This window comes from Nocardia farcinica (genome assembly GCF_001182745.1).
Classification (GTDB): Bacteria; Actinomycetota; Actinomycetes; order Mycobacteriales; family Mycobacteriaceae; genus Nocardia; species Nocardia farcinica.
The window spans coordinates 903,917-929,204 of record NZ_LN868938.1; the positions used below are offsets into that span (position 1 = coordinate 903,917).

26 protein-coding genes are annotated in these 25,288 nt (G+C 72.9%); 12 read left to right on the plus strand and 14 right to left on the minus strand.

Annotated features, from left to right (window positions below; genetic code table 11):
• Positions 1 to 10: 10 nt before the first annotated feature.
• Both AMO33_RS04455 and AMO33_RS04460 read left to right on the plus strand, forming a co-directional pair.
• Positions 11 to 616, plus strand: a complete 606-nt coding sequence (locus AMO33_RS04455) for a hypothetical protein (protein WP_011209687.1) — start codon at positions 11 to 13, stop codon at positions 614 to 616.
• A gap of 38 nt (positions 617 to 654) precedes the next feature.
• Positions 655 to 1,356 (plus strand): cobalt-precorrin-6A reductase, encoded by a 702-nt coding sequence (locus tag AMO33_RS04460; RefSeq protein WP_455636471.1) that lies wholly within the window; start codon positions 655 to 657, stop codon positions 1,354 to 1,356.
• Here AMO33_RS04460 and AMO33_RS04465 read toward each other — a convergent pair whose 3' ends face one another.
• From AMO33_RS04465 to AMO33_RS04480, 4 genes are all read right to left on the minus strand, one after another.
• Positions 1,357 to 1,905 carry a PadR family transcriptional regulator gene (locus AMO33_RS04465; RefSeq protein ID WP_060590703.1) on the minus strand — a complete coding sequence of 183 codons (549 nt, stop codon included), beginning with the start codon at positions 1,903 to 1,905 and terminating at the stop codon, positions 1,357 to 1,359.
• A gap of 14 nt (positions 1,906 to 1,919) precedes the next feature.
• The gene (locus tag AMO33_RS04470; protein WP_060590704.1) at positions 1,920 to 3,530 is read right to left on the minus strand and encodes a precorrin-2 C(20)-methyltransferase; all 1,611 of its coding nucleotides are present in this window, start codon (positions 3,528 to 3,530) and stop codon (positions 1,920 to 1,922) included.
• Positions 3,527 to 4,162: a precorrin-8X methylmutase gene (locus AMO33_RS04475; protein ID WP_011209683.1), complete on the minus strand. Its 636-nt coding sequence runs from the start codon at positions 4,160 to 4,162 to the stop codon at positions 3,527 to 3,529. The genes AMO33_RS04470 and AMO33_RS04475 overlap by 4 nt, the downstream gene beginning before the upstream one ends.
• 181 nt (positions 4,163 to 4,343) lie before the next feature.
• Positions 4,344 to 5,039 carry a helix-turn-helix transcriptional regulator gene (locus AMO33_RS04480; protein WP_060590706.1) on the minus strand — a complete coding sequence of 232 codons (696 nt, stop codon included), beginning with the start codon at positions 5,037 to 5,039 and terminating at the stop codon, positions 4,344 to 4,346.
• Positions 5,040 to 5,166: 127 nt separating this feature from the next.
• On the opposite strand from AMO33_RS04480, the gene AMO33_RS04485 reads away from it, so the two are divergent.
• Genes AMO33_RS04485 through folE form a run of 3 tightly spaced genes read left to right on the plus strand, consistent with a single transcriptional unit; the run spans position 5,167 to position 6,717 of the window.
• The gene (locus AMO33_RS04485; RefSeq protein WP_197657733.1) at positions 5,167 to 5,679 is read left to right on the plus strand and encodes a DUF2231 domain-containing protein; all 513 of its coding nucleotides are present in this window, start codon (positions 5,167 to 5,169) and stop codon (positions 5,677 to 5,679) included.
• A 25-nt stretch (positions 5,680 to 5,704) separates the two neighbouring features.
• Positions 5,705 to 6,121 carry a hypothetical protein gene (locus AMO33_RS04490; protein ID WP_060590710.1) on the plus strand — a complete coding sequence of 139 codons (417 nt, stop codon included), beginning with the start codon at positions 5,705 to 5,707 and terminating at the stop codon, positions 6,119 to 6,121.
• A 2-nt stretch (positions 6,122 to 6,123) separates the two neighbouring features.
• A complete protein-coding gene (gene folE, locus AMO33_RS04495) occupies positions 6,124 to 6,717 on the plus strand; it encodes a GTP cyclohydrolase I FolE (RefSeq protein ID WP_060590712.1) in 594 nt (197 codons plus the stop codon).
• A 13-nt stretch (positions 6,718 to 6,730) separates the two neighbouring features.
• Here folE and AMO33_RS04500 read toward each other — a convergent pair whose 3' ends face one another.
• Positions 6,731 to 7,126: a DUF488 domain-containing protein gene (locus AMO33_RS04500; protein WP_060590715.1), complete on the minus strand. Its 396-nt coding sequence runs from the start codon at positions 7,124 to 7,126 to the stop codon at positions 6,731 to 6,733.
• Positions 7,127 to 7,172: 46 nt separating this feature from the next.
• Between AMO33_RS04500 and AMO33_RS04505 the strand changes: the two genes are divergently transcribed.
• Entirely contained in the window at positions 7,173 to 7,691 is a 519-nt protein-coding gene (locus tag AMO33_RS04505; protein WP_060590717.1) for a hypothetical protein, read from the plus strand.
• On the opposite strand, the gene AMO33_RS04510 is transcribed toward AMO33_RS04505, so the two are convergent.
• From AMO33_RS04510 to AMO33_RS04520, 3 genes are read right to left on the minus strand one after another with little or no spacing between them, the layout of a single operon-like run.
• Positions 7,641 to 8,882: an MFS transporter gene (locus AMO33_RS04510; protein WP_060590718.1), complete on the minus strand. Its 1,242-nt coding sequence runs from the start codon at positions 8,880 to 8,882 to the stop codon at positions 7,641 to 7,643. The two genes, AMO33_RS04505 and AMO33_RS04510, sit on opposite strands and share 51 nt — an antisense overlap.
• Positions 8,879 to 10,627 carry an ABC transporter ATP-binding protein gene (locus tag AMO33_RS04515; protein WP_060590720.1) on the minus strand — a complete coding sequence of 583 codons (1,749 nt, stop codon included), beginning with the start codon at positions 10,625 to 10,627 and terminating at the stop codon, positions 8,879 to 8,881. Before AMO33_RS04515 ends, AMO33_RS04510 begins: the two co-directional genes overlap by 4 nt.
• A 23-nt stretch (positions 10,628 to 10,650) precedes the next feature.
• Complete coding sequence (locus AMO33_RS04520) at positions 10,651 to 12,411, minus strand: ABC transporter ATP-binding protein (RefSeq protein ID WP_060590722.1); 1,761 nt, start codon at positions 12,409 to 12,411, stop codon at positions 10,651 to 10,653.
• A 108-nt stretch (positions 12,412 to 12,519) separates the two neighbouring features.
• On the opposite strand from AMO33_RS04520, the gene AMO33_RS04525 reads away from it, so the two are divergent.
• Positions 12,520 to 13,077, plus strand: coding sequence for a TetR/AcrR family transcriptional regulator (locus AMO33_RS04525; RefSeq protein WP_050768057.1), 558 nt, complete (start codon positions 12,520 to 12,522; stop codon positions 13,075 to 13,077).
• Between the two features lie 19 nt (positions 13,078 to 13,096).
• Here the strand turns inward: AMO33_RS04525 and cobG are convergent, their stop codons facing one another.
• Positions 13,097 to 14,281 (minus strand): precorrin-3B synthase, encoded by a 1,185-nt coding sequence (gene cobG / locus AMO33_RS04530; RefSeq protein ID WP_060590723.1) that lies wholly within the window; start codon positions 14,279 to 14,281, stop codon positions 13,097 to 13,099.
• A gap of 86 nt (positions 14,282 to 14,367) precedes the next feature.
• On the opposite strand from cobG, the gene AMO33_RS04535 reads away from it, so the two are divergent.
• Positions 14,368 to 14,802, plus strand: a complete 435-nt coding sequence (locus AMO33_RS04535; RefSeq protein ID WP_060590725.1) for a nuclear transport factor 2 family protein — start codon at positions 14,368 to 14,370, stop codon at positions 14,800 to 14,802.
• A 257-nt stretch (positions 14,803 to 15,059) separates the two neighbouring features.
• Positions 15,060 to 18,686 carry a cobaltochelatase subunit CobN gene (gene cobN, locus AMO33_RS04540; RefSeq protein ID WP_060590727.1) on the plus strand — a complete coding sequence of 1,209 codons (3,627 nt, stop codon included), beginning with the start codon at positions 15,060 to 15,062 and terminating at the stop codon, positions 18,684 to 18,686.
• Between the two features lie 106 nt (positions 18,687 to 18,792).
• On the opposite strand, the gene AMO33_RS04545 is transcribed toward cobN, so the two are convergent.
• From AMO33_RS04545 to AMO33_RS04560, 4 genes are all read right to left on the minus strand, one after another.
• On the minus strand, positions 18,793 to 20,574 hold the full coding sequence (locus AMO33_RS04545) for a lipase family protein (RefSeq protein ID WP_060590729.1): 1,782 nt from the start codon (positions 20,572 to 20,574) through the stop codon (positions 18,793 to 18,795).
• A gap of 141 nt (positions 20,575 to 20,715) precedes the next feature.
• Positions 20,716 to 21,204, minus strand: a complete 489-nt coding sequence (locus AMO33_RS04550) for an FBP domain-containing protein (RefSeq protein ID WP_060590731.1) — start codon at positions 21,202 to 21,204, stop codon at positions 20,716 to 20,718.
• A gap of 77 nt (positions 21,205 to 21,281) precedes the next feature.
• Positions 21,282 to 22,211, minus strand: coding sequence for a phosphotransferase family protein (locus AMO33_RS04555; protein WP_060590733.1), 930 nt, complete (start codon positions 22,209 to 22,211; stop codon positions 21,282 to 21,284).
• A 36-nt stretch (positions 22,212 to 22,247) separates the two neighbouring features.
• Entirely contained in the window at positions 22,248 to 22,511 is a 264-nt protein-coding gene (locus AMO33_RS04560) for a helix-turn-helix transcriptional regulator (protein ID WP_011209665.1), read from the minus strand.
• Positions 22,512 to 22,617: 106 nt separating this feature from the next.
• On the opposite strand from AMO33_RS04560, the gene map reads away from it, so the two are divergent.
• Entirely contained in the window at positions 22,618 to 23,388 is a 771-nt protein-coding gene (gene map / locus AMO33_RS04565) for a type I methionyl aminopeptidase (protein WP_060590734.1), read from the plus strand.
• Positions 23,389 to 23,394: 6 nt separating this feature from the next.
• On the opposite strand, the gene AMO33_RS04570 is transcribed toward map, so the two are convergent.
• Positions 23,395 to 24,114 carry a VOC family protein gene (locus tag AMO33_RS04570; RefSeq protein ID WP_060590736.1) on the minus strand — a complete coding sequence of 240 codons (720 nt, stop codon included), beginning with the start codon at positions 24,112 to 24,114 and terminating at the stop codon, positions 23,395 to 23,397.
• A gap of 109 nt (positions 24,115 to 24,223) precedes the next feature.
• Here AMO33_RS04570 and AMO33_RS04575 point away from each other — a divergent pair, with 109 nt between their 5' ends.
• On the plus strand, positions 24,224 to 24,772 hold the full coding sequence (locus AMO33_RS04575; RefSeq protein WP_060590738.1) for a PadR family transcriptional regulator: 549 nt from the start codon (positions 24,224 to 24,226) through the stop codon (positions 24,770 to 24,772).
• Between the two features lie 36 nt (positions 24,773 to 24,808).
• Positions 24,809 to 25,195 (plus strand): PPOX class F420-dependent oxidoreductase, encoded by a 387-nt coding sequence (locus tag AMO33_RS04580; protein WP_060590740.1) that lies wholly within the window; start codon positions 24,809 to 24,811, stop codon positions 25,193 to 25,195.
• Positions 25,196 to 25,288 lie beyond the last annotated feature (93 nt).

Genomic DNA, 25,288 nt, shown 5'->3' on the forward strand with positions numbered 1-25,288 from the left:
TGGGAGATTCATGAAGTACAAGAAGTTCGCCGCCACCGCGCTGCTCGCCGTCGCCGCCACCGGCGTCACCGCGGGCACCAGCTACGCCGATCCGTCGGTGCCGCCCGCCGCGCAGGAGCAGGCCCCGCCGGCCGCCCGCGGCGTGGACAAGGGCGTCGACTACACCGCCGCGCTCACCGAGGCGGGCAACGCCATCGTCACGACCGTCACCGGCGGCGCGTTCAGCCTCGACGCCGACGGCTCGGCGGTCACGCTGACCAACGACGCGGGCGAGGTCGTCACCCGTATCCCGCTCGCCGCGCGCGATGCCGCCAACGGCGCCGAGGTGCGCCTGGTCGCCGCGGTCGACGACGCGGGCCGCAGCCTGACGCTCACCCCGCAGGCCGAGGTCGTCGCCGTCAAGGACATCAGCGCGCAGCAGTGGTTCTTCGCCGAACTGCAGCGCGCCTCGCTCGGCGCGGCGGTCGGCGCCGTGATCGGTGGCCTGATCGGGTTGCTCGGCCTGGTGGTCGGCGTCATCCCGGGCGCGGCCATCGGGGCCGTCATCGGCCTGCTCGTGGCGGGCGGTCCGGCGCTGATCGACTCCGGCATCGCCTACTTCAGCGGCCAGCCCTGAGAGTCCTGATCCTGGGCGGCACCGGGGAAGCCCGGCGGCTGGCCCAGCTCGCCTCCGGCGAGCGGGGACTCGAGCTCGTGTCCTCGCTCGCCGGGCGGGTCCGCGACCCGCTGCTGCCCGCGGGCACGGTGCGAGTGGGCGGTTTCGGCGGCGCCGACGGGCTGCGGGAGTGGTTGCGCGACAACGCGATCGACGTCGTCGTCGATGCCACGCACCCGTTCGCCGCCGTGATCGGTGCCCATGCCGCTGCCGCCACCACCGCCACCGGCATCCCGCTGCTGCGGCTCGAGCGCCCGGCCTGGTCCGCGCGGCCCGGCGACCGCTGGGCGCACGTGCCCGATCTGGGCTCCGCCGCCCTGGCGTTGCCCGGGCTCGGCGCCCGGGTCTTCCTCACCATCGGCCGTCAGGGCGTGCACGCCTTCGCCGCTCTCGCCGATCCGTGGTTCCTCATCCGCGCCATCGATCCCCCGGCGCCCCCGCTGCCGCCCCGGCACGAGCTGATCCTGGCCAGGGGCCCGTTCACGGTCGAAGCGGAAACCGCGCTCATGGCCGAGCGGCGCGTCGACGTCCTGGTCACCAAGAACAGCGGCGGCGCACAGACCGCGGCGAAGCTCGACGCCGCCCGTGCGCTGGGCCTGCCGGTCCTCGTGATCGACCGGCCCGCGCCCGCGCCCGCGACCGCCGTGGTCGCCACGCCGGACCAGGCGCTGGCCTGGCTGCGTACCCGCGCGGCCGGCTGATCAGGTGCCGAGCAATTCGGGCAGGCGGTCGAACCAGGCGAGCACCGCCCGCTCGTACCCGATGCCGAATTCGAGGGTGGCGCGTTGGTGCGGTGGCATGCCGGCGCACTCCTCGGCGAGATAGCGGTTCAGCCGGGCCTGGTGGATCTCGCGGTTGGCGGCGATGATGACGGCCAGGCGCTCGGGGTCGACGTGGCGGCCGAAGTGCATGGTCAGCAACAGCGGCACCCGGATCGTCTCGGCACCGGGGTCGCGCACCACCCATTCCAGGAAGGCGGCCCGGCCCGCCTCGGTGAGGTGGTAGGGCGTGCGGTCCCGCGCGCCCGCCTCGCCCTTCTCCACCAGCCCGGCCTCGGCCATCGCGGCGAGTTCCCGGTAGACCTGGCTCTGCGTGATGGTCCAGAAATCGCCGATCCGTTCCTGCGCCACCGTCACCAGGTCCCAGCCCGACATCGGGCCCTCGTGCAGAAAGCCGAGGAGTGAGGCGGCGGTGGAGTTGAGCGGTTTGCGTCCGTTCGCCGTCACGGCGCGTGCCTTTCGCCCCGACATTCCATAGTGGAATATTAGCCGATCGGGTTCGCGACGTGGTCGGCGTACCGGCGCGAGGTGTAGACGCGGGTGCCGTGGGCGGAGTCGACCGTGGCCGTGGTCGAGGCGCCGATGATGAGCAGTGTCCGCATGTCGACCTCGGCCGGATCCAAGTCGGCCAGGGTGACGACGCGCACCCGCTCGGTCGGCCCGCCCACGTCCCGGCCGATCACCACCGGGGTGTCCGGCGTGCGGTGTTCGAGCAGCAGCTCGCGCATCGCGCCCACCTGCCAGGTGCGTTGCGAGGACGCCGGGTTGTAGATCGCGATCGCCATGTCGGCGGCGGCCACCGCGGCCAGGCGCTTGGCGACCACGTCCCAGGGCTTGAGCCGGTCCGACAGCGAGATCATCGCGTAGTCGTGGCCCAGCGGTGCACCGACCCGGCTGGCCACCGCGTTCGCCGCGGTGAGGCCGGGCAGCACCCGCACCGGCACCGCCCGCCAGCGCGGATCCGCGGATTCCTCCAGCACGGCGGCCGCCATCGCGAAGACGCCCGGGTCGCCGGAGGAGACCACGGCCACCCTCGCCCCGCGCAGCGCGAGATCGAGTGCCATCGCGGCGCGCTCGGATTCGACGCGGTTGTCGCTGGCGTGCCTGCGCTGGCCGGGGCGATGCGGGACGCGATCGATGTAGGTGGTGTAGCCGACGAGATCGGTCGCGGCCGCCAAGGCCTCGCGGACCTCGGGGGTGGTCCATTCGGGGTTGCCCGGGCCGAGACCGACCACGACGACCTCGCCGACGGTGGGCGACGACGGGGCGGAGTCCGGAAGGGTGGCGGGCTCGGCCGGGGCGTCCTCGCGGCGGGCGGACGCGGCGCGCGGTCCGGCGTCCACGCGCGGCAACGGTGTCGTCGGGCGCGGGCCGGGCACGAGGGTGATGGAGAAGTACGGCACGTCCGCGTCGTCCACCTCGCCCGCGCGCAGCACGCGCTCCCGGTCGCTGCTCGCCCGCTCCACGTAGTAGGCGTCGTCGAGCCGGCCTGCCTCGGAAAGTGCCTGGCGCACACCGGGATAGGTGCGCCCGAGTTTCATGATGGCGGCGGCGTCGGTGTCGCGCAGGCGGCGGGTGAGCTCGTCGACGGGCATGGTGCCGGGCAGCACGGTGAGCACCTGCTCGCCCTCCACCAGCGGCGTCCCCAGCGCGGCCGAGGCCGCGCTCACCGAGGTGATGCCGGGAATGATCTCGGCCTCGAACCGGTCCGCGAGCCTGCGGTGCATGTGCATGTAGGAGCTGTAGAACAGCGGGTCACCGGCCGCCAGCAGGGCGACGGAGCGGCCCGCGGCCAGGTGGGTGGCGAGCCGTTCGGCGGCCTCGGCGTAGAACTCGTCGATCGCGCCCTGATAGCCGCCGGGGTGGTCGGTGGTCTCGGTGGTGACCGGATAGATCAGGTGCTCCTCCAGCTGGCCCGGCCGCATGTACGGCGCGGCGATGCCGCGGGAGATGCTGCGTCCGTGCCGGGCGCTGTGGAAGGCGATCACGTCGGCGGCGGCGATCACCCGCGCCGCCTTGACCGTCACCAATTCGGGATCGCCCGGTCCGAGCCCGACGCCCCACAGCTTGCCCGGGGCGTGCCCGTTCGTGCTCATTCCTCGTCGCTCGCAATCGCATTCAGCGCGGAGGCGGTGATGGCGCTGCCGCCGCGCCTGCCGCGCACGGTGAGGTACTCGACGCCGCCGTGCTCGATCAGCGCCTGCTTGGACTCGGCGGCGCCGACGAAGCCGACCGGGATGCCCAGCACCGCGGCCGGTCGCGGCGCGCCCGCGTCGAGCATGTCGAGCAGGTGGAACAGTGCCGTCGGGGCGTTGCCGACGGCGACCACGGCGCCCGCGAGCCGGTCCCGCCAGAGTTCCAGCGCCGCCGCCGACCTCGTGGTGCCCAGTCGCGCGGCCAGCTCCGGCACCCGGGGATCGCGCAGCAGGCAGATCACCTCGTTGTCGGCGGGCAGCCGCCGTCGCGTGACACCGGCGGCGACCATGTTCGCATCGCAGAGGATCGGTGCGCCCGCCCGCAAGGCCGCCCGCGCCGCGGCCACCACGCCGGGGGAGTAGGCGATGTCACCGGCCAGGTCGACCTGCCCGCACCCGTGGATCATCCGCACCGCCACCCGCGCGACGTCCGCGGGGAAGCCGCTCAGGTCGGCCTCCGCGCGGATGGTCGCGAACGAGCGCCGATAGATCTCGGCCCCGTCGGTGAGGTAACTGGCGCGCACGTCGGACATGCGGTCTACCCTAACCGGCGCCCGTCAGCGCGCCGGCGGGGCTCGAGTCGCGCCGATCGCGCGGACCGCGGCCCGGATGGCGGCCGACGTCGAACCGGGGCCCCGCCGAAAGGCGCGGCGGCGGAGTCGGCGGCCGGGGAAGGGACGCCGGGCGTCGAAGGCGTCCGCGGGCTGGGTGGTGTCAGGAATCGACCGCGCGCAGTGCCACGCAACACTCTCCGGCGCGGGGCGCGAGCACGGCCTCGACCGAGTCGGCCGCCAGTCCGGCGAGCATTCCGGCACAGTAGGCGTGGTTGAGCCCGCACACCAGCTCGGGTTCGCGCCGCGCGAGCGGGTGGAACGGGCAATTGCGCAGGCGGACCTCGCCGGCACCGTCGCGGCTCGGCTCGAACCCCTGCGCGGCGAGGAGTTCCTGCACCAGCGTGAGCGCACGCTCGGGGCCGAGCCTGCCGGGCCGTACCCGGGCACGTTCGCGCTCACCGAGTTCGGTGCCGTGCCTGGCCGCGACCCGCATCGCCGCGTCCCGCGCGCGCTCGCCGGAACCCTCGTCCAGCACGGCGCCCATCAGGATCTCCGCGAGCACCTCGTATCGCCGCTCGGGGATGCTGACCTGCACCTCGGTCTCGGCCGGTTCGTACACCTTCGGGGCGCGGCCCACCCGCCGGACGCCACCGGGGGATTCGTAGCGGGCCCGCAACAGGCCCGCGTCGACGAGCTTGTCGAGATGGAACGCCGCGAGCTTGCGGGAGATGCCGACTTCGGCGGCGGCCTCGTCGCGCGTCACCGGCCTGCGCATCCGGCGGATGAAGCGGAACATCCCGCGGCGCAGCTCGTCGTCGAGTGCGGCGACGGCGCCGATCGCCGAGTCATCGGTCATCGGACCACGATAACGCCAATGCGTGATGTCGGAAACCGAGGTGGAAGCCGGTGTGGTGCGTGGTCTTGACCCCGGCGTCGATAACGCCAATACTTTTTGGTGAAATAGCCCATCCGAGGAGGCCATCGTGACCAGCGACATGGATCGAGCCAAACGTCCGGTGAGCGCCGCCCTGGCCGGGCCCTACGGGCATCCGTTCCACCCGATCCTGGTGACCGTGCCGATCGGCGCCTGGATCGCGGCCTCGGTGTTCGACCTCGCCTCCCACGTGGTCGACGCCCCCGACTTCCTGGCGCAGGGCGCGTCCTGGCTCATCGCGATCGGCATCCTCGGCGCGCTCGCCGCCGCGGCGGTCGGACTGCTCGACCTGGCGGCGATTCCCACCGGCACACCGGCCTTCCGCACCGCCCTGGTGCACATGAGCCTCAACGTCGCCGTCGTGCTCGCCTACGCCGCCGGGTTCCTCTGGCGGCGCAGCGGCGACGGCCCGCACGGCGCCGTCGCGCTCGGCCCACTGCTGCTGAGCCTGCTCGGCCTGCTCACCGTCGCCGTGTCCGGGTATCTGGGCGGCAAACTCGCCTACCGCTACGGCGTGCGCGTGGCCGAGGAGTCCGTCCAGGCCACCGGTTTCCAGCACTGACCCATCGACCCTCGAGGAGCTGATCATGGGCATCGCCGCCTTGATCCTCTGGATACTCACCGCCGCGGGCGGCCTGCTGATGTTCGCCGTCTGGATCGCCAAAGGCGGAGCGCGCCAGCCGCGCACGACACATCTACCGCTGCCGGTGCTGTTCGGCCACCTGCTGCTCGCGGTGGCGGGCCTGATCGTCTGGATCGTCTACCTGCTCACCGATCACGACGCGCTGGCGTGGATCGCCTTCGTGCTGCTGCTCCCGGTCGCGCTGCTCGGCGCGGTGATGCTGCTGCGCTGGCTGCCGGTGCGGCGAGAGCGCGCCGCGGCGGCCGCCACCGACGGCCCACCCGAACGGCACTTTCCCGTCGTGGTCGTGCTCGGCCACGGTGTCTTCGCTGTCGCGACCGTGATCCTGGTGCTGGCGACGGCGCTGGAAGTGGGGAACTGACCGTGTCCCACCCCGCGCTACGGGTCGTGCCCGATTCCGGTGCCATCGATCTGACCGCCGCCGAACGCGCGGCCGCCGACTTCCTCACCGCCCTCGGCGTCTCCCTCGACGACGAACACCTGCGCGCCACGCCGGGCCGCATGGCGCGGGCCTACGCCGAGCTGTTCACCCCGCGGTCGTTCGATCTGACCACCTTCCCCAACGAGGAAGGCTACGACGAGCTCGTTCTCGCGCGCCGCATCCCGCTGCGTTCGGTGTGCGAGCATCACCTGCTGCCGTTCGTCGGCGTCGCGCACGTCGGCTACCTGCCCGGCGACCGCATCCTCGGCCTGTCGAAACTGGCGCGCGTGGTCGAGCACTTCTCCCGCCGCCCGCAGGTGCAGGAACGGCTCACCAAGCAGGTCGCCGACTGGCTGGCCGAACACCTGCGCCCGCGCGGGGTCGGCGTCGTGATCGACGCCGAGCACACCTGTATGACGTTGCGCGGCGTGCAAGCCGTCGGCACCAGCACGGTCACCTCCACCATGCTCGGCACACTGCGCGAGGACCCGAGATCGCGCCAGGAGTTCTTCTCCCTGACCGGTATCGCACCCTGAGCGGTGGGTGCCGTCAGGCTTCCGTGTCGTCCTGGCGGGTGCTTCGGGTCGGGCGGCGGCGGAGCACCTCGGCCAGCACCGCGGCCTGGCTGTGCTCGAGGTCCCGGGTGGCCGTCAGCAAGGTCACCGGTCCGTCGGCGACCGCGCGGCGCAGGTGCTCGACGGCTTCGCGTGCCGGGCTCGTGCGCAATTCGGCCAGGTACCGGCGCCGGAACTCGGCGAACCGCTCGGTGTCGTGGCCGTACCACCTGCGCAGCTCGGTCGAGGGCGCGACGTCCTTCAACCACTCCACGGGAGCGAGGTCGTCCTTGCGCACCCCGCGCGGCCAGACCCGATCGACCAGAACCCGGGCGCCGTCCTCGGGTGTGTGCGGATCGTAGACCCTGCGCGGAGTGACCGGACCGCTCATGGCTCCATTGTCGTCATCTCGGCAGCGGGGGCCCACGGCAGGCTCGGTGTACCTGTGGATCTACGACACACTCGAGACCGAATGGCCGCTGCCCGCGGACACTTTCGACATCCCGACCTCCTTCGGCAGCACGCACGGGCGGCGCTCGGGCGTGGGGGAGCGGACGCCGATGGTGCTGCTGCATCCGGTCAACGGCAGCAGCCTGTACTGGCGCTCCGTGGTCGCGGACCTGGCGCGCGACCGGGAGGTGTACGCGCTGGACACGATCGGGACGGCCGGGCGCAGCGTGCAGACCGCGCCGCTACGGGGCGAAGCCGATGTCGCGGTTTGGCAAATCCGAGAAGAACATGCGGCGGATCGCGGAGTGGCTGACGACCAGCGTCGGCACCGCGAGATCTACCGGGGACGGGCCACGGGATCGTCGAGCAGATACCCGATCGGATCACCCGCCCCATCCTCGAATTCGTCGAGCCTCTCGACGAATTCGCGACCACCGGCCGGTGAGGACCGCCCGTCACGGGCCTACGCGCGCCGCCGGGACGGGATCCCCCACCGCGCGGGGTGATGCGGGCAGGTTTCCGCGGATCCAGCGCGGCGCCACGGCGAGTCCCACGACCGCGAGGCCGGCGGCGGCGAGGACGGGCACGGCGAGGTGCAGGCCCGCCAGGGCAAGCCCGGCCGACTGGACGAGACCGACACACAGCATCTCCACCGACAGCGGGATGGTGTAGTCGGTGGCGGCGGTCTCGGCGCGGGCCCACTGCATCGACACCGCCGCCACGCACGTGAGGACCCCGCCGTAGACCACCGTGATGCCGACCAGCGCGAGCACCGCCAGCGGCGGGCCCGCGCGGCCGAGGGCGGCCGGGAGCGCAGCGAGCACGGCCGGGACCGCAGCGGTGGCGAGGCCCAGACAGGTGGCGGCGAGCCCGTAGCGGACCACCACCGCGCCGACGAGCACGGCCGCGAGCGTCTGCGCCACCGTCGCCGTCGCGGTCGCGACCGCGATGCCGTCGAGGCTCCATCCCGCGGCCAGCAGGATCGCGTGCTGTGGCGCGTAGGCGAGCCAGATGCCCGAGCCGAAGAGCGGCAGCATCACCAGCGCCCACCACCGGTTGCGCCGGTGCCGGAAGTACCCGAGCACCGGACTCGGCACGCGGGCCGGGGCGCGGTTCTCCGGCTCCGCCATGCGGGCCAGCACCGCCAGCGGCAGCACGAACACCGTCGCCAGCACGAGCACCGTCACCGTCCACCCGGCCCGCGCGTACAGCAGCAGCGCCCCGCTGGAACCGACCAGCATCGACAGGCTCGCTGAGGCGACCTGCACCCCGTTGACGAGCCCGCGGTCCAGCGGCGCCGTGCGCACGACCGTCAGTCCCGCCAGCGCGCTGTCGTGCACCGCCGACACCACCAGGACCAGCCCGGTCACCGCCAGCACGAGCGGGAGTTGCCGCACCGGGTCCAGCGGGGCGACCGCGACGATCGCGGCGACCAGCAGCAGCTGGGTGCGGATCAGCCAGCCGCGGTAGTGGCCGCGCCCGCTGCACCGCACTCGGTCGACCACGGCCGCGGCGAGAAACCGCAGGCCGTAGACCGCCCCGAACACCTGCAACAACGCCGCGGTCGACAGCGGCGCACCGTGACCGAGCAGGATCGTCGACAGGGTGAGGACGAAGAAGGTGTAGCCGATGTTGGCGACGAGGTGCAGGGTGCCGACCACACCGAGAGTCGCGAGGTCGGGCCGCGGCCTGCTCATGCATCGGCCGGGGTGAGCCGCCAGGCCGCGGCCTGCGCGAACCGGCGCTGCAATGTCGCGAACACCCCGGTCCCGCTTCGCAATTCGGCCACCGTGCCCGCTTCGACCACGCGCCCGTCCATCAGGGCGACGACCCGGTCGGCGGCGGCGATCGTGGCCGGCCGATGGGCGATCACCAGGACGGTGCGGGCCGGATCGGCGGCGAGTTCGGCGATCGCGGCGGCGACCGCGTGCTCGTTCTCCGGGTCCAGCGCGGAGGCGGCCTCGTCGATGAGGACGATCGGCGCGCGCTTCAGGAACGCTCGGGCGATCGCCACGCGCTGGCGCTCGCCGCCGGACAACCGCGACCCGCCTTCGCCGACCCGGGTGGCCCACCCGTCCGGAAGCCGCTCGATCACCTCGTCGAGCCGGGCCGCCGTGGCGGCCGCGGCCAGGTCGGCGCGGGTCGCGTCGGGCCGGGCGATGCGCAGGTTCTCCTCGATGGTGTCGTCGAACAGGTAGACGTCCTGGAACACGATCGCGATCCGGTCGAGCAGCGCGTGCGGGTCCAGCTCCCGCAGGTCGACGCCGCCGAGGCGGACCGCGCCCCGGTCGGGATCGAAGAACCGGGCGACGAGCCGGGTGATCGTCGTCTTCCCGGAGCCGGACGGGCCGACGAGGGCGGTGGTGCTGCCGGCCGGGCAGTGCACGGACACCCCGCGCAGGGCCGGCGTGCGGGCGCCGGGATAGGTGAAGGTCACCTCGTCGAACTCGACCACGCAGTCGGCGGGCACCGGGACCGGGTGGTCGCGGGTGGGCAGTGCCGGGGTGTCGAGCAGGGCCCGCACCCGCACCGCGGCGTTGTTCATCGCGTGGACGGCGCCGATGAGTTCGACGAGGTTGCCCAGCGGTTCGAGGAAGCGGGTGGCGAGCACCAGCAGCGCCACCAGGTCGGCCGCGGGCAGCTGCCCCTCGGCGACCAGCGCGGCGGCGGCGACCAGGACCGCGGCGAAACCGGCCATCACGACGGCGGTGAAGGTCAGGTCGGGGACCATCGAACGCCGCAGGCCCCGCCGGTAGACCGCCCGGTGTTCGTCCAGCGCCGCCCGCATCCGGGCGGTGCCGGTGCCCGCCTGACCCGCCGCCCGCAGCACCGGCTGCGCCTGTCCCAGCTCGACCGCCCGCCCGGCCAGTTCGGTCGCCGCCTCCTCCAATTCGATGTCGGCCTGCGAGGCGATCCGCCCGGCCCGGCGCAGCGCCAGCAGCGCGGGCGGCAGCACGGCGGCCAGCAGCAGGGCCAGCCGCCAGTCGACGGCGAAGGTCATCGCCACGATCGTCAGCGGCGTGAGCAGCGAGGTCACCGCGGGAGCGCCGATGGTGACGGCCAGGTGGCCGATGTTGTTGGCGTCGGCGGTGGTCGCCCGCGTCAACTGCGCCTTGTGTTCGGCGGTGAACCAGCCCATCGGCACGGTGGCGACATGGCGGATGATCCGGTGCCGGATCTGCGCGGTCAGATCGACGGCGGCGGCGAACGCGACCGGTGTGGTCAGGACCGTCAACACCGCGTAGGCGACGAGACCGGCAGCGGCGGCGGCCAGCCAGGGCGCGGCCTCGTCGAACCGGGGCTGGGGCTGGAGCAACGCCCGCAGGATCGGGATCGCACTGCCCAGCAGCAGGCCCTGCAGGATCGACTGGACGGCGTTGAGGGCGCCCAGCCGCACCAGCAGGCCGGGATGGGGTGCGAGCCGGTAGAGGTTGGTGATCATCGGGTTCCTTCTCGGGGTGGGGGTCAGTCCTGGGACGCGCGGTGCTGGGCGGCCCACATCCGCGCGTAGCGCCCGTTCACGGCGAGCAGGTCGGCGTGGCGTCCGCGTTCGACGACGCGGCCGTCGTCGAGGACGAGGATCTGGTCGGCTTCGGTGATCGTGTGCAGGCGGTGGGCCACGACCAGGACGGTCCGCCCGGCGATCAGCGCCGAGAGCGCGTGCTGCACGGCGGTTTCGCTGTCCGGGTCGAGCGCGGCGGTCGCTTCGTCGAGCACCACGATCGGCGCGTCGGACAGGATCGCCCTGGCGATGGTGAGCCGTTGCCGTTCGCCGCCGGACAGTTCCACGTCCTCGCCGAGCACCGTGTCGTAGCCGTCGGGGAGGGCGGTGATGACGTCGTGGATCGCGGCCGCCTTCGCCGCGGCCTCGACCTCGTCCCGCCCGGCCTCGGGTCGCCCGAGCCGGATGTTCTCGGTGACGGTGTCGCGCACGAGCACGACGTCCTGGAACACCAGTGCCATCGAGGCGAGCAGGCGTTCGGTGGGGATGTCGCGCACGTCCACCCCGCCGATCCGCACGGCACCGCCGGTCACGTCGTGGAACCGGGGGACCAGGGCGGCGAGGGTCGATTTCCCCGCGCCGGACGGGCCGACCAGCGCGGTGATCGTGCCCGGCTCGCACACCGCGCGCACCCCGCGCAGGACCTCGGTGCGGCCGTCGTAGGAGAAGTGGACGTCGTCGAATTCGATCCGCGCGCCGTCGGGGAGGGCCGGGTTCGCCGGTTCGGGCAGTGGCGGATGCCGCAGCAGCCCTTCGATGTTGCCCGCGGCCGCCCGCCCCTTGCGCAGTCCCTGCGAGCCCTGGATGGCGGGGTTGATCGTGGTGGGCAGGCCGATGCCGACCACGAGGAACGGCACCAGATCCGCGGCGGGCATCCGGCCGGCGGCCAGCAGCGCCACCCCGGCGACCGCGAGGACCGTCAGCAGCGACATCTCCGAGGACAGCAGCCGCGACAGCGCGCTGCTGTACTTCGTCTCGGCGGCCCACGCGGCGAGCGCACGGGAGTGTACGCGCACCGCGCGGTCGAACCGGTCCAGCACCCGTCCGCCCGCGCCGTAGGTCTTCACCACCGCCACGCCGTCGGCGTATTCCACGCTGGCCGAACTGATGTCGGCCTCGGCGGCGATCAGCCGCGCGGTGTGCCTGCTGGCCGAACGCATCGCCACCCGGTAACTCACCGCGAGCATCAGCAGCGCCGCCACCGCGGCGCCGGTCAGCCGCCAGTCGACGGAGCACAGGTAGGTCAGGCCGAGCGCGACGGCCACCACCGCACCCACGATCTCGCCGAGCGCGTGGGCGATCAGGATGTGCATGTCCTCGAGGTCGTTGGTCATGCGCTTCTTGATCCGGCCGGAGCCGTTGCTGGTGAACCAGCCCAGCGGCAGTGCGCCGAGGTGGCGGATCATGCGCGCCCGCAGGTCGTGGAGCAGCCGTGCGTCGGCGTAGTGGCCCAGCCGCGACGAGGCGAACAGCAGCACCATGCGTCCCGCGGCCCCGGCGATGCCGACGGCCACCCAGAGGCGAACCGTCGCGACGGACTCGGCGGTGCCGTCGGCCAGGACGGCGCGGGCGATCTCGGCGATCGCCAGGTAGGGCAGGAATCCGCAGACGGCCCCGGCCGCCGACAGCACCGCGCAGACCAGCAGGTGGGTGCGCACGGGTGCGAGCAGGCGGGACAGGGCGCCGGGTGCGGCCAGGCCGACATCGGGTGCGGTGGTGGTCATGATCCTCCTCAACGACTGACCGTCAGTCAGTGGAACTGTATTAGGTGACCCTGACCTCGGCAAGGGGCTCGTGCCGTCGCACCCGGCGCGATGGTTAGAGTCGGCCGGGTGAACAAGAAGGCGCCTCGGACCAAACCCGCCGAACAGCGGCGTCACGAGTTGCTGGACGCGGCAGAGGAATTGGTGCTGCGCGCTGGGTCGGACGCCTTCACCGTCGACGAGGTCACCAGCGGCGCCGGTGTCGCGAAGGGCACGTTCTACCTGCACTTCGCCAACAAGGCCGAGGTGCTGCGGGCACTGCGGGAGCGCTACCTGACCCGCTTCGTGGCGGCGCAGCTCGCGGCGGCCCGCCGGGCGGACGGCGTGGCGGCCGTCGAGCAGTGGATGCTCGTCGGGATCACCGAGTACCTGCGCGACCTACGGCTGCACGACGTGCTGTTCCACACCACGAGCGCCGATCGCGCGGCGCCGAACCCGGCGGTCGACACCCTCGTCGACCTGCTGTCCGAGCTGGCGAATCCGCCGGCCGATCCGCGCTCGACCGCGGTCGTGCTCTATTCGGTCATGCACGGCGCGGCCGACCACATCGCCCACGCCCCCGAGGACGAACCGGCCTTGCGCGCGACGGTCGCGCAGGTGTGCCGCACGCTGCTGGCGGGCGACTGAGCGGATCGGCCTGTCCGGGTCAGGCCGGGCCGGTGACGTGGTAACCGTCGGCGGCGGCGGTCACCTCGACCACCGGCCCGCGCGGACGGCCGCAGCGGCGATCGCAGCCGGACCAGTGTTGCCGTCCGGCGACGGCCAGCTGGTCGGCGGCCCGCGGCCCGGCGGCGAGAGTCGTCGGCTCGCCGGGACCCGGCACCCGCCCCTCGGCGACGGCCGCCGCGACGTCGGCGCGCACGTCGGTGTGCGACTTCGCGCACCCCGGACGGCCCGCGCAGGCGCTCACCAGCAGCCACGGCGAGTTCGCGTCGAAGATCAGGCCCATCGGGGCGAGCACGCGCACCACCTGTTCGGCGGTCCATTCGTCCAGGTCGGTGACGACGAGGCCGCGCCAGGGGGTGAGGACGACCGGTCGTTCCACCGCGACGAGGAATTCGGCGGTGCGTGCGGGCAGCGAGCCCAGCGCGACGCCCGCCCCGAGCGCGACCAGGCCGTCGTCCTGCGGCAGCCAGCCGATCGGCGGTGCGGCGGGCGGTGCGGGTTCCACCCGGTCGTCGGTGGGGGAGAGGCCGAGCCGGTCGACCACCCGGGCCGCGCCGTCGGGGATCTCGTGCAACCGCCATTGCCCGGAGCTCAGCGCGAGGAAGGCGTGGGCGGCCGCGATCATCACGTCGACGGCGTCGGTGGCCGCCAGGCGGATGCCGGTGTCGGCGCCCGCCAGCAGCAGGGCGAACTCGTCGGTGACCGCCTGCACGCCGATGTCGCCGCCGAGTGCACTGATCGCGCCGCGGCCGTCGTCGAGGGTGAACAGGACCCGGCCGGGCAGCGACGCCAGCGCCGGGTCCGCCAGCAGGCGGGCGTCGAGCGCGGCAACCAGCGGGTGCACCGCACCGGTGCCGCCGGTGCGGCCCGCCAGGGGGGAGGCGACGATGTTGCGCACCCGCTCGTGGGAGTGGCTCGGCAGCAGACCGGCCGCCTCCAGGCGGGCGGTCAGCTCGGCGGCGTCGCGGACCCGGCGCAGTTGCACGTTGCCGCGGGAGGTGAGTTCGAGCGCGCCGTCGCCGAGCTCGGTCGCGGCCTCGGCCAGTCCGCGCAGCTGATCGGGCGTGAGCAGTCCGCCGGGGATTCGGACCCGCGCCAGCGGGCCGTCGGCGGCCTGGTGCAGGCGCAGCACGCCGGGGCAGGCATCGGGGGCGGTTCGGGTCATGACCCTCTCAGCCTACGTCCCGCGGTCCTCGTCCGGCCGACCGCTCGCCCGGCGCGGGCGACCACGGGCCAGTACTGTTGCGTTCCATGAGTTTCCCGTCCGAGATCGTCGACCGGCTGGCGATCACCGATGTGCTGACCCGACTGTTCGTCTACACCGACCAGAAGCGCTGGGACGACCTGCTCGACCTCTTCGCCGCCGAGGTCGATTTCGACGGCGGTACCGGGCAGGCGCAGCGGCGCCCGGCGACCGACATCGCCGCCGACTGGAAGGCCGCGCTCGAGCCGCTCGACGCCGTACACCACCAGGCCGGCAACTACCTGGTCGACCTCGACGGCGACCGCGCCGACGTGCACGCCGACTCCATCGCCGTGCACGTGCGCGAGGACGCCACCCAGGGCAAGACGCGCACGTTCATCGGCAGCTACCGCCTCGGCGTGCACCGCGACGGCGCGGGCTGGCGCATCGACCGGTTCCACTACCGGCCGAAGGTGATCGAGGGCAACGTCGACCTCACCTGAGCGGCGGTCGGCGGCGTCGCGAGACCCCGACGACGGCCGTTCGGCGTCGCGCGGTCACCGATCGATGCACCGCGCGCCGCCCACGATGGGGCGGACGCCCGCGATCACCGGGGTGGCCGCGGCGGGTAGCATCGCCGGTGCTCGGCGGGCGTCGAGGAAACCGGTGGAATTCCGGTGCGGTCGCGCCACTGTGAACAGCCAGACCCTCTCCGGCGAGCACCACACCCGATGGGCGCGTCACCCGAGGAAGGTCTTTCGTGATCCTGCTGCTGTCCACCTCCGACACCGATCTGCTCAGCGCGCGCGCCAGCGGCGCCGACTACCGCCTGGGCAATCCCGCCCGCCTGCTGGTCGACGACCTCCCGGGCTTGCTCGACGGGGCCGATCTGGTGATCGTGCGCATCCTCGGCGGCAAGCGGGCCTGGGCGGAGGGCCTGGCCGCGCTCCAGGACAGCGGGGTGCCGATGGTGGCGCTCGGCGGTGAGATCGCCCCCGATGCCGAGCTGATGGAATGCTCCACGGTGCCCGGCGGCGTCGCGGCCGACGCGCACAACTACCTCGCCGCCGGCGGCCCGGAGAACCTGCGCCAGCTGCACAACTTCCTCTCCGACACGGTGCTGCTCACCGGCCACGGATTCGAGCCGCCGGTGCACCTGCCCGCCTGGGGCGAACTCGACCGGGAACCCGCCGCGCTCGGGCCGGACGCGCCGACGGTCGGCATCGTCTACTACCGTGCCCAGCACCTGGCGGGCAACACCGCCTACGTCGAGGCGCTCTGCCGCGCCGTCGAGGACGCGGGTGCGCGGGCGCTGCCGGTCTACTGCGCGTCGCTGCGCACCGCCGAACCGGAGCTGCTGGCCACCCTCGGCCGTGCCGAAGCCCTGGTGGTGACCGTGCTCGCCGCGGGCGGCACCAAACCCGCCACGGCCTCGGCCGGTGGTGACGACGAAGCCTGGGACGTCGGCGCGCTGGCCGCGTTGGACGTGCCGATCCTGCAGGGCCTGTGCCTGACCACCGGCCGCGCGCAGTGGGAGGACAACGACGACGGCCTGTCCCCGCTCGACGTCGCCACCCAGGTCGCGGTGCCGGAGTTCGACGGCCGGATCATCACCGTGCCGTTCTCGTTCAAGGAGTTCGACGCCGACGGGCTGTCCACCTATGTGCCCGACCCCGAGCGGGCCGCGCGGGTGGCCGGCATCGCCGTCCGGCACGCTCGGCTGCGCCACATCCCCGCGGCGGACAAGCGGCTGGCGCTGATGCTCTCGGCCTATCCGACCAAGCACGCCCGCATCGGCAACGCCGTCGGCCTGGACACCCCGGCCAGCACCATCGCGCTGCTGCACGAATTGCGCACGGCCGGTTACGACCTCGGCGAGCCGGGCGAGGTGCCCGGCTTGGCCGAGCACGACGGCGACGCCCTCATGCACGCCCTCATCGCCGCGGGCGGCCAGGACCCGGACTGGCTGACCGCCGAGCAACTGGAGGGCAACCCGATCCGCATCGGCGCCGACACCTACACCGCCTGGTTCGGCACCCTTCCCGCGGAGCTGCGCGACGCGGTGGTCGAGGCGTGGGGCCCGCCGCCCGGCGACCTCTACGTCGACCGCTCGGCCGACCCGAAGGGCGAGATCGTCATCGCCGCACTGCGTTTCGGCAACATCGTGCTCATGGTGCAGCCGCCGCGCGGCTTCGGCGAGAACCCGGTCGCCATCTACCACGATCCCGACCTGCCGCCCAGCCACCACTACCTGGCCGCCTACCGCTGGCTGGCCGCGCCCGTCGAGCAGGGCGGCTTCGGTGCCGACGCGATGGTGCACATCGGCAAGCACGGCAACCTGGAATGGCTGCCGGGCAAGACGCTGGGCATGTCGGCGGCCTGCGGCACCGACGCCGCGCTCGGTGACCTGCCGCTGATCTACCCGTTCCTGGTCAACGATCCCGGCGAGGGCACCCAGGCCAAGCGCCGCGCCCACGCCACCCTGGTCGACCACCTCATCCCGCCGATGGCGCGCGCCGAGAGCTACGGCGACATCGCCCGGCTCGAGCAGTTGCTCGACGAGCACGCCAACATCTCCGCGCTCGACCCGGCCAAGCTGCCCGCGATCCGCCAGCAGATCTGGACCCTCATGCGCGCGGCCGAGATGGACCGCGACCTCGGGCTCGAGGAGCGTCCCGACGAGGACTCCTTCGACGACATGCTGCTGCACGTCGACGGCTGGCTGTGCGAGATCAAGGATGTGCAGATCCGCGACGGCCTGCACGTGCTCGGACAGCCTCCGGTGGGGGCCGCCGAGGTGGACCTGGTGCTGGCGATGCTGCGCGCCCGCCAGCTGTGGGGCGGCGAGACCACCGTGCCCGGCCTGCGCGAAGCGTTGGGCCTGGACGAATCCGGGTCGGAGAGCCGCGAGCGGGTGGACGCGGTGGAGGAGCGGGCGCGCGAACTGCTGCTCGCCCTGCAGGCCGCGGACTGGTCGGTGGACGCCGTCGACGGCCTGATCGACCGGTTCGCCGGGCAGCTGTTCGCCGACGCGGGCGGCGACCGGGAATCGGTGTCGGCGGTCCTGCGGTTCGCCGCCACCGAGGTGGTGCCGCGGCTGCGCGGCACCGGTCAGGAGATCGCGCGGGTGCTGCACGCCCTCGACGGCGGCTTCGTCCCGGCCGGGCCCAGCGGCTCGCCGCTGCGCGGGCTGATCAACGTGCTGCCGACCGGGCGCAACTTCTACTCGGTGGACCCCAAGGCGGTGCCGTCGCGGCTGGCCTGGGAGACCGGCCAGGCGATGGCCGACTCGCTGCTGCAACGCTACCTGGCCGATCAGGGCGAATACCCGCGCTCGGTGGGCCTGTCGGTGTGGGGCACTTCGGCGATGCGGACCTCCGGCGACGACATCGCCGAAGTGCTCGCGCTGCTGGGCGTGCGGCCGGTGTGGGACGAGGCCAGCCGCCGCGTCACCACCCTCGAGGTGATCCCGCTCGCCGAACTCGGCCGCCCGCGCATCGACGTCACCGTCCGCATCAGCGGCTTCTTCCGCGACGCGTTCCCGCACGTGCTGGCCCTGCTCGACGACGCGGTCCGCCTCGTCGCCGACCTCGACGAACCCGCTGAGGACAACTACGTGCGCGCGCACACCCTCGCCGATGTGGCCGAGCACGGCGACCGGCGCCGTGCCACCACCCGCATCTTCGGGTCCAAGCCGGGCACCTACGGCGCGGGCCTGCTCCAGCTGATCGATTCCAAGAGCTGGCGCAGCGACGACGACCTCGCCCAGGTCTACACCACCTGGGGCGGCTACGCCTACGGTCGCGGTCTCGACGGCGCCCCCGCCGCCGAGGACATGCGCAGCGCCTACCGCCGGATCGCGGTGGCGGCCAAGAACACCGACACCCGCGAACACGACATCGCCGACTCCGACGACTACTTCCAGTACCACGGCGGCATGGTCGCCACCGTCCGCGCGCTCACCGGCACGAACCCGCAGGCCTACATCGGCGACAGCACCCGCCCCGACGCCGTGCGCACCCGCACCCTCTCCGAGGAGACCACCCGCGTCTTCCGTGCCCGCGTGGTGAACCCGCGCTGGCTCGAGGCCATGCGCAGGCACGGGTACAAGGGCGCGTTCGAGATGGCCGCCACCGTCGACTACCTGTTCGGCTACGACGCCACCACCGACGTGGTCGCCGACTGGATGTACGAAAAGCTCAGCGAGAGCTACGTCTTCGACGAGACCAACCGCAAGTTCATGCAGCAGTCCAACCCCTGGGCCCTGCACGGCATCGCCGAACGCCTCCTGGAAGCGGCCGAACGCGGCATGTGGTCGGCCCCCGAACAGCAGACCCTGGACCGCCTGCGCCAGGTGTACCTGGAGACCGAGGGGGAGCTCGAGTAGCCGAACCGGTCGACCGTGGCGGCGTCGTCGGACGCGGCGCGGGCGATCTCCCGCGTTTCGGGTGGCGTTGCGCCGTCTTCGGCGACGAGCGCTGGGGTCGCGGGGATCAGCTCGGGCAGGAACGGGCTTGGGGGTCTCCGGCGAAGCGGTCGCGGGTCCAGGAGATGAGGTCGGGGATCAGCGGGGAGTCGGCGGCGACGACGCCGACGTGGTCGCGGCCGGGGTAGACGCGATAGTCGATGTTCCAGCCCTCGCCGCAGCGGTCCTTCGCGTACGCGTCCTGGATCGCGGGAGCGATCAGCGGGTCGGCGCCGCCCTGGGCCAGCAGCAGCGGGACGGTGAGGCTTCCGGCCGGGGTGTTCTCCCGCAACCGGGCACCGAACGGCCCCTGGAGCGGGTCGATCGCGAAGATGGGGTGGTCCTTGTCGATCGACAAGGCGGTGAGAACCGAGACCAGCATGCCGGGTTCGGCCAGGCAGCGTCGGCTCATGTCGCGCACCAGGGTGCGCGCGGCCGGGATGATGTAGGTGTCGTAGCCGACGTCGGGGTAGGTGGCGGTGTAGGCGGCCACCACGTAGGAGGAGAACACCGAACCGCCGGTCACGCTGGGCAGATGACGCACGAGCCCGACCGCGTCGCTGGCCGGCGCCATCGCCGCGACCGCGACGACGTTCGTGTCCGGTGCGTAGGTGGGCGCGAGCAGCCCGGTCCACAGCGCGGCGTGCCCGCCTTGGCTGTGACCCCACACCACGGTGCGGTCGGCCAGTTCGATGTCGTCGAGGTGCCGGGCCGCGCGCACGGCGTCCAGCACCGAGTGGCCCTCACCGGTGCCGATCAGATACGGGTGCGGGCCCGCGGTGCCCAGGCCGGTGTAGTCGGTGGCGACCAGCGCCCAGCCCTCGGCGAGCAACTGGGGCAGGGCGGGCATCGCGCCGGAGGCCAGTGGGTGGGCGAGCAGGGTGGGTGCGCAGCCGGTCGCGTAACCGGTGGTGCCGTGCGCCCACGCCACCACCGGGCGCGGGCCGGGCGGCGCGTCGCGCGGCACGAGCACCAGACCGCTGGCGAGTGCGGGTTTTCCGGCCGCGTCGGTGGTCGAGTAGAGGATGCGCCAGGCGCGGGCCTGGTCGGGGATGTCGCGGTCGAACGGTTCCGCGCGCAGCAGGCGGCCCGGCTCGGCGGGAACCTTGCCGCCCGGTGCGGAGTAGAAGTCCTCGGTGTGCGGCACGCCCGCCCGCAGATGCGCGCTCACCGACGCCGCGGCCACCGCCAGCACCAGCGCCAGCCCGGCCGCGGCCACCCGCCCGACCCGTGCGAACCGACCGCGCGGCGCTGTGTCGATCCGTGCGGTATGCGCTCCCGGCCGCGCCGCCCACAGCAGCCCGGCGCCCAAGGCGACCGTCCTGATGCCGAACAACACCGCGACCACCAGCAGCGTCACATCCGGCCACAGCCAGGCCACCACGCCGAGCACGACCTCGGCCACCCCGAGCAGGCCCGCGGTGAGCCGGTCGTCCAGCGCGCCGCGGCGCACCGCCGCCACCCGCACCAGCCCGCCGACCACCAACACCGCGGCCACGAATCGCGGCAGCAGATCGATCGCCCACCCCATCTGCACCAGCACGAGCACACCGACCAGGACCCAGCCGGCGGCCAGCGCCATCGCGGGCCGGCCCGCCCGGCGCGGCAACACCAGTTCCCCGACGCCGGTCACCACGCACCCGCAGGCCACCAGCACCGCCAGCGCCGTCAACGAGGTCAACGGCCGCACCACCAACAGTGCGCCCACCGCGATCGCGGCCACCCCCAGCGCCGCGCTCACGCCCTTGGGCAACCGCGCCGCCACCTCGGCCGCCCCCGGCACCCGCGAACGAAACCCTCTGTCGGCCATGCCCGCTCCTCGACTCCCGGCCCGCGCGACCTGCGTCGGCGAACCACCGGTTACCGATCATGCTCGCACGGGGACCGCCGCGACCGGTGGATGTCGGACGAGGTCGGTGTCGCGGCGGGCTCGGAGACCCGGTGGCTGCGTTCAGGTGTAGAGGCGGGCGAGGAAGGCGTCGAGGTTGTCGTTGAGGCGGGCGATCTTCTCGTCGAGGCCGAGGTCTTCCTGGTAGCGGGCCCCGGCGGCCGGGCGCTTCTTGCCGCGGGCGTAGAGGGAGCAGGCCAGGTCGGTGCACATGTAGGTGCCGATGGAATTGCCGCGCCGACCGGATTCGCCGGCCTTGTGGGCCGTGAGCAGGGACACGCCGCCCCCGGTGTGGGTGGTCAGGCACAGCGCGCACAGCTGCGGGCGGCCCGGCCCGCCGGTCTCGTAGCGCAGGGCGACCCCGACCGGGCCGTCGGCGCGGGGCACGACCAGGTAGGCGCGGCCGGGCAGCGACGGGTCGCTCCAGCCGAGGAAGTCCAGGTCGTCCCAGGGGCGGTCGGCGAGGTCGCGGGGCATCGGCAGGCGCTTGGCATCGCCCTTGGAGCAGTTGACGAACGACGAGCGGATCTCGCGTTCGGTGAGCGGCTGCACGGGAAATCCTTCCGTACGCGGACATGAACCGACCAGACGCTACGGTTTCCGCGACCGATCGGCAACGGATTTTCCGATCAGGCGCGCAGGGCCTCGACGAGGTAGTCCATGCTCTCGTCGAGCAGATCGGGCAGGTCGTGCTCGAGCGCGTGCAGGATGTCGATCACCGAATCGGCGTAGGTCCAGAAGCGGAGTTTGGCGCGCAGCCGTGCGTCCACGGTTCGGCCGCGGTGGTGCTGGACGCGCTCGACGAAGTCGGGTCCCGCGTCGGTCCACAGATAGAGCAGGTCGTAGTCGGGGTCGGCGATCTGGAGGTCGCCGAAATCGATGACGCCGGTCACCTGCTGCCCGGTGACCAGCAGGTGATCGGGACTCACGTCGGCGTGGATCAAAGTGGGGGTGTAGGCGAAGTTGGCGTCGTCGGCGAGGTAGGCGGTCCAGGCGGCGCGCAGGGTCGCCGCGTCCGGTGGGGCGAGGCGGGGCAGCACCGCGCTGTCGGCCTCGGTCAGGTAGTCGGTGAATTCGTCGCGCATATCCCGGTTTTCGACGCCGAGCTGCCGGGCCCGGTCGACCGGAAAGGCGTGCAGTTGGTCGAGGAACCGCGCGACCTGACCGGCGGCGGCGTCGGATTCGGCCAGCCCGCGCGCGACCCACTGGTCCTCGGTGAGCGATTCGCCGGGGACGGCCGGGTAGATGCAGAACTCGCCGGGGCCGAGCGGATTCGGTGCGGTGCAGAGGAACTGCGGGATCGGCAGCGCCAGGGTGGGCGCGAGTTCGGGCAGGACGCGGGATTCGCGCGCGATGCCCGCGGCGCCGTCGGTTCCCTTCGGGCAGCGCAGCACGTATCGCTCCCCGTCGTGCTCGAGCAGGAGGGCGACGCTGTCGAGGCCCGCGCCCAGCACCCGCAACCGGCCGGCGGTCGCGGCGGCGACGGGGGTGGCGCGCAGTGCCGCCCGTAGTCGGGGTTCCCAATCGTCGGGCAGGGTGACGGTCGCGCTCGTGTCCACGACGCGATCTTAGGCGCCGTGCCCGAAACGGCCGGTTCAGGCGGATTCGGCCAGACCGGCCGACCGCCACACCGCGGCGAGTTCGTCCAGCGGCAGGTCGAGCGCCTGGCTCAGCGCCACCACGGTGCCGAAGGCGGGGGAGGGCAGCCGTCCGGTCTCGATCTTGCGCAGCGTCTCCGGGGAGATGCCCGCCGCCGCGGCGACCTCGCCGAGGTCGCGCCCCGCGCGGGCGGCGCGCAGCCGGCTGCCGAGGCGGCGGCCGGCCTCGATCTGGGCGGGCGTGAGCGGGAGACGGACCATGCGCCCCAGGGTAGGTGGCGACGGGGGCGGCGGGCAATCGTCGATTGGTATTTAAATACCGATCCGGCTACGGTGGTATTTAAATACCGGACACGAAGGGCAGGACATGGTCGAGTTGAAGACTGCGGCGGAGATCGAGCGGATGCGGGTGACGGGTGCGTTCGTCGCCGATGTGCTCGCCGACCTGCGCGCCCGGGCGCAGGTCGGCGTCAACCTGCTCGATCTGGAAGCCCATGTGCGCGAACGGATCCGGCAGCGCGGCGCGGTGTCCTGTTATTGGGACTACGCGCCGTCCTTCGGGCGCGGGCCCTTCCGCAACACCGTCTGCCTCTCGGTGAACGACGCGGTGCTGCACGGGATGCCGTTCGACTACCGGCTGCGCGACGGTGACGTGCTGAGCATGGATCTGGCCGTGTCGATCGACGGCTGGGTGGCCGACGCGGCCGTCACGGTGATCGTCGGCACCGCCCGCGCGGAAGACCAGCGCCTGGTGCGCGCCACCGAGGACGCGCTGGCCGCCGCCATCGAGGCGGCGGTGCCCGGCAACCGCCTCGGTGACATCTCCGCCGCCATCGCCGCCGTGGCCGCGGCCTACGGCTACCCCGTCAACACCGAATTCGGCGGCCACGGGCTCGGCCGCACCATGCACGAGGATCCGCACGTCGCCAATGTCGGCCGCCCGGGCCGGGGCATGAAGCTGCGCCCCGGCCTCACCCTCGCCCTCGAGCCCTGGTTCGCCCGCACCACCGACCGCATCTACATCGACGACGCCGACGGCTGGACCGTCCGCTCGGCCGACGGCTCCCGGACCGCGCACTCCGAGCACACGGTGGCGATCACCGCCGACGGGCCGCTGGTCCTCACCCGGGCCGCCTGAGACGGCTCACCGGGAATCCGACAGCCATCGCTGCAGTTCGGTTCCGGCCCGCACCTCCGCGGCGACCGCGGCCCGCTCGTCGTCGGTGAGGGTCAGGCCGGCCACGTCGGCGCGGAAGCGCTCCGCGCGTGCGGTGTCCCCGGCGGCGACGGCCAGTTCGGCGAGCATCGCGAGCGCCTTGGCCTGCTCGACGGCGGGCGCGAGGACGCGGTAGCGGCGCAGGCCCACCTCCAGCACCCGGGCCGCCGCGGTGTCGTCGACCTTGAAGTCGCGCAGGATGCGGGCGTTGTCGATGACCTTGGCCAGCCCGGTGAGCTCGGACGCGCCGCCGTAGTCGACCTCCGGCGCCTCGTCGCGCTGGATGAACAGCAGGGTGTTGCCGTCCGGGTCGATGAGGCTGAACCGGCTCTGTCCGGGCCGGAACCGGGTGATCCGGGGGCAGCCCTTGGCGAGGACCTTGCCGTAGGCGGCGCGCATCGCGGCGGTGAAGGCGGCGTGCCTGGCCGCCACGTCGTCGACCATCACCAGGCAGCCGACGTTCTCCAGCGGAACCGGCACCCCCGGCGGTGGCGGCGCGAAATGCACGGGACAGCCCTCGTATTCGAGCGCGAGATAGACGTAGGGCTTGGTCTGCGCATCGAGCACGGTGTACCCGAGGGCTCGGTAGAAGTCGAGGGTGACGCTCGGCGTGGAGGTCCACAGCACGGGAACGGGGGAGTCGGCCATCGGTCGCTCTTCCTTCGGCTGGTACTCAAGTTTGAGTAGATGACGCTAGGTGGGCCGCCGTGCGGAAGTCAAGTTTGAGTAGTATCCGGTCCGGTCGAAGGGAGTCGGTATGTCGGCGGTGCGTCTGCTGGTGCTCGGGGTGCTGCGCCGGGACGGGCCCGCGCACGGGTACGCGGTACGCCGCGAACTGCTGTCCTGGCGCGCCGAGACGTGGACGAACGTGAAACCCGGGTCGATCTACCACGCGCTCAAACAGCTCTGCGCCGAAGGCAAACTGCGCGAAGCGGGCACCGAGAGCGGTGGCGCGGGGCCGGGACGGACGCTGTTCGAACTCACCGAGGCCGGCGAGGCGGAGTTCCGGGCACTGCTGGACCGGGCGCTGGTGAGCATCGACATGGAGGAACTCGGCGCCGCCATCGCCTTCATGGACGCGCTGCCCCGCGCCCATGTGGTGGCACGGCTGCGCGAACAGCAGCGCAACGCGGCCGCCGTGCGCGACGATCTGCTCGCGATGGTCCCGGAATTCCCCGCCCGGCACGAGGTTCCGCACGCGACCGATCTGCTCGAACTGTGGAGCGGGGTGTTCGACACCCTGACCCGCTGGACCGGGGGACTGGTCGCGCGCCTGGAGGCGGGCGAGTACCACATGGCCGACTGACCGGCGGTCCCGGCCACACCGCACTAGGCTGCGGACATGACGAATGCGCTCGGCGAGATCGGTTCCGCCGATTACGTGATGCTGACGACCTACCGCAAGGACGGCACGCCGGTCGGCACCCCGGTGTGGGCGGTGGCCGAGGACGGCAAGCTGTACGTGTGGACCGTGACCGACAGCTGGAAGGTCAAGCGGTTGCGCCGCAATCCGGCCGTCACCGTGCAGGTCTGCGACGCGCGTGGCAAGAAGCTGTCCGGGCCGGTGCTGCCGGGGACCGGGCGGGTGCTCGACGCGGCGGGCACCGAGCACGTGCGCGCCCTGCTGAAGCGGAAATACAAGCTGCTCGCCACGGTCGCGCTGCTGGGCAGCACGCTGCGGCGCGGCAAGGCGGGCACGATCGGGCTCGAGATCACCCCGGCCGAATGATCATGGGGCGTGCGGATTTCGGGTCAGGGCGGGACGGGCGCCGCGGCTGGGCTATTCTTCCTCGGGCACACCGGGGTAGTCCCCAGGCGGACA

What these genes read in the sequence shown, in the direction of transcription:
- AMO33_RS04455 (WP_011209687.1), top strand. Translation starts at nt 11, where the DNA reads ATGAAGTACAAGAAGTTCGCCGCCACCGCGCTGCTCGCCGTCGCCGCC.
- AMO33_RS04465 (WP_060590703.1), bottom strand. Translation starts at nt 1,905, where the DNA reads ATGTCGGGGCGAAAGGCACGCGCCGTGACGGCGAACGGACGCAAACCG.
- AMO33_RS04470 (WP_060590704.1), bottom strand. Translation starts at nt 3,530, where the DNA reads ATGAGCACGAACGGGCACGCCCCGGGCAAGCTGTGGGGCGTCGGGCTC.
- AMO33_RS04475 (WP_011209683.1), bottom strand. Translation starts at nt 4,162, where the DNA reads ATGTCCGACGTGCGCGCCAGTTACCTCACCGACGGGGCCGAGATCTAT.
- AMO33_RS04480 (WP_060590706.1), bottom strand. Translation starts at nt 5,039, where the DNA reads ATGACCGATGACTCGGCGATCGGCGCCGTCGCCGCACTCGACGACGAG.
- AMO33_RS04490 (WP_060590710.1), top strand. Translation starts at nt 5,705, where the DNA reads ATGGGCATCGCCGCCTTGATCCTCTGGATACTCACCGCCGCGGGCGGC.
- AMO33_RS04500 (WP_060590715.1), bottom strand. Translation starts at nt 7,126, where the DNA reads ATGAGCGGTCCGGTCACTCCGCGCAGGGTCTACGATCCGCACACACCC.
- AMO33_RS04510 (WP_060590718.1), bottom strand. Translation starts at nt 8,882, where the DNA reads ATGAGCAGGCCGCGGCCCGACCTCGCGACTCTCGGTGTGGTCGGCACC.
- AMO33_RS04515 (WP_060590720.1), bottom strand. Translation starts at nt 10,627, where the DNA reads ATGATCACCAACCTCTACCGGCTCGCACCCCATCCCGGCCTGCTGGTG.
- AMO33_RS04520 (WP_060590722.1), bottom strand. Translation starts at nt 12,411, where the DNA reads ATGACCACCACCGCACCCGATGTCGGCCTGGCCGCACCCGGCGCCCTG.
- cobG (WP_060590723.1), bottom strand. Translation starts at nt 14,281, where the DNA reads ATGACCCGAACCGCCCCCGATGCCTGCCCCGGCGTGCTGCGCCTGCAC.
- AMO33_RS04535 (WP_060590725.1), top strand. Translation starts at nt 14,368, where the DNA reads ATGAGTTTCCCGTCCGAGATCGTCGACCGGCTGGCGATCACCGATGTG.
- AMO33_RS04545 (WP_060590729.1), bottom strand. Translation starts at nt 20,574, where the DNA reads ATGGCCGACAGAGGGTTTCGTTCGCGGGTGCCGGGGGCGGCCGAGGTG.
- AMO33_RS04560 (WP_011209665.1), bottom strand. Translation starts at nt 22,511, where the DNA reads ATGGTCCGTCTCCCGCTCACGCCCGCCCAGATCGAGGCCGGCCGCCGC.
- map (WP_060590734.1), top strand. Translation starts at nt 22,618, where the DNA reads ATGGTCGAGTTGAAGACTGCGGCGGAGATCGAGCGGATGCGGGTGACG.
- AMO33_RS04570 (WP_060590736.1), bottom strand. Translation starts at nt 24,114, where the DNA reads ATGGCCGACTCCCCCGTTCCCGTGCTGTGGACCTCCACGCCGAGCGTC.
- AMO33_RS04575 (WP_060590738.1), top strand. Translation starts at nt 24,224, where the DNA reads ATGTCGGCGGTGCGTCTGCTGGTGCTCGGGGTGCTGCGCCGGGACGGG.
- AMO33_RS04580 (WP_060590740.1), top strand. Translation starts at nt 24,809, where the DNA reads ATGACGAATGCGCTCGGCGAGATCGGTTCCGCCGATTACGTGATGCTG.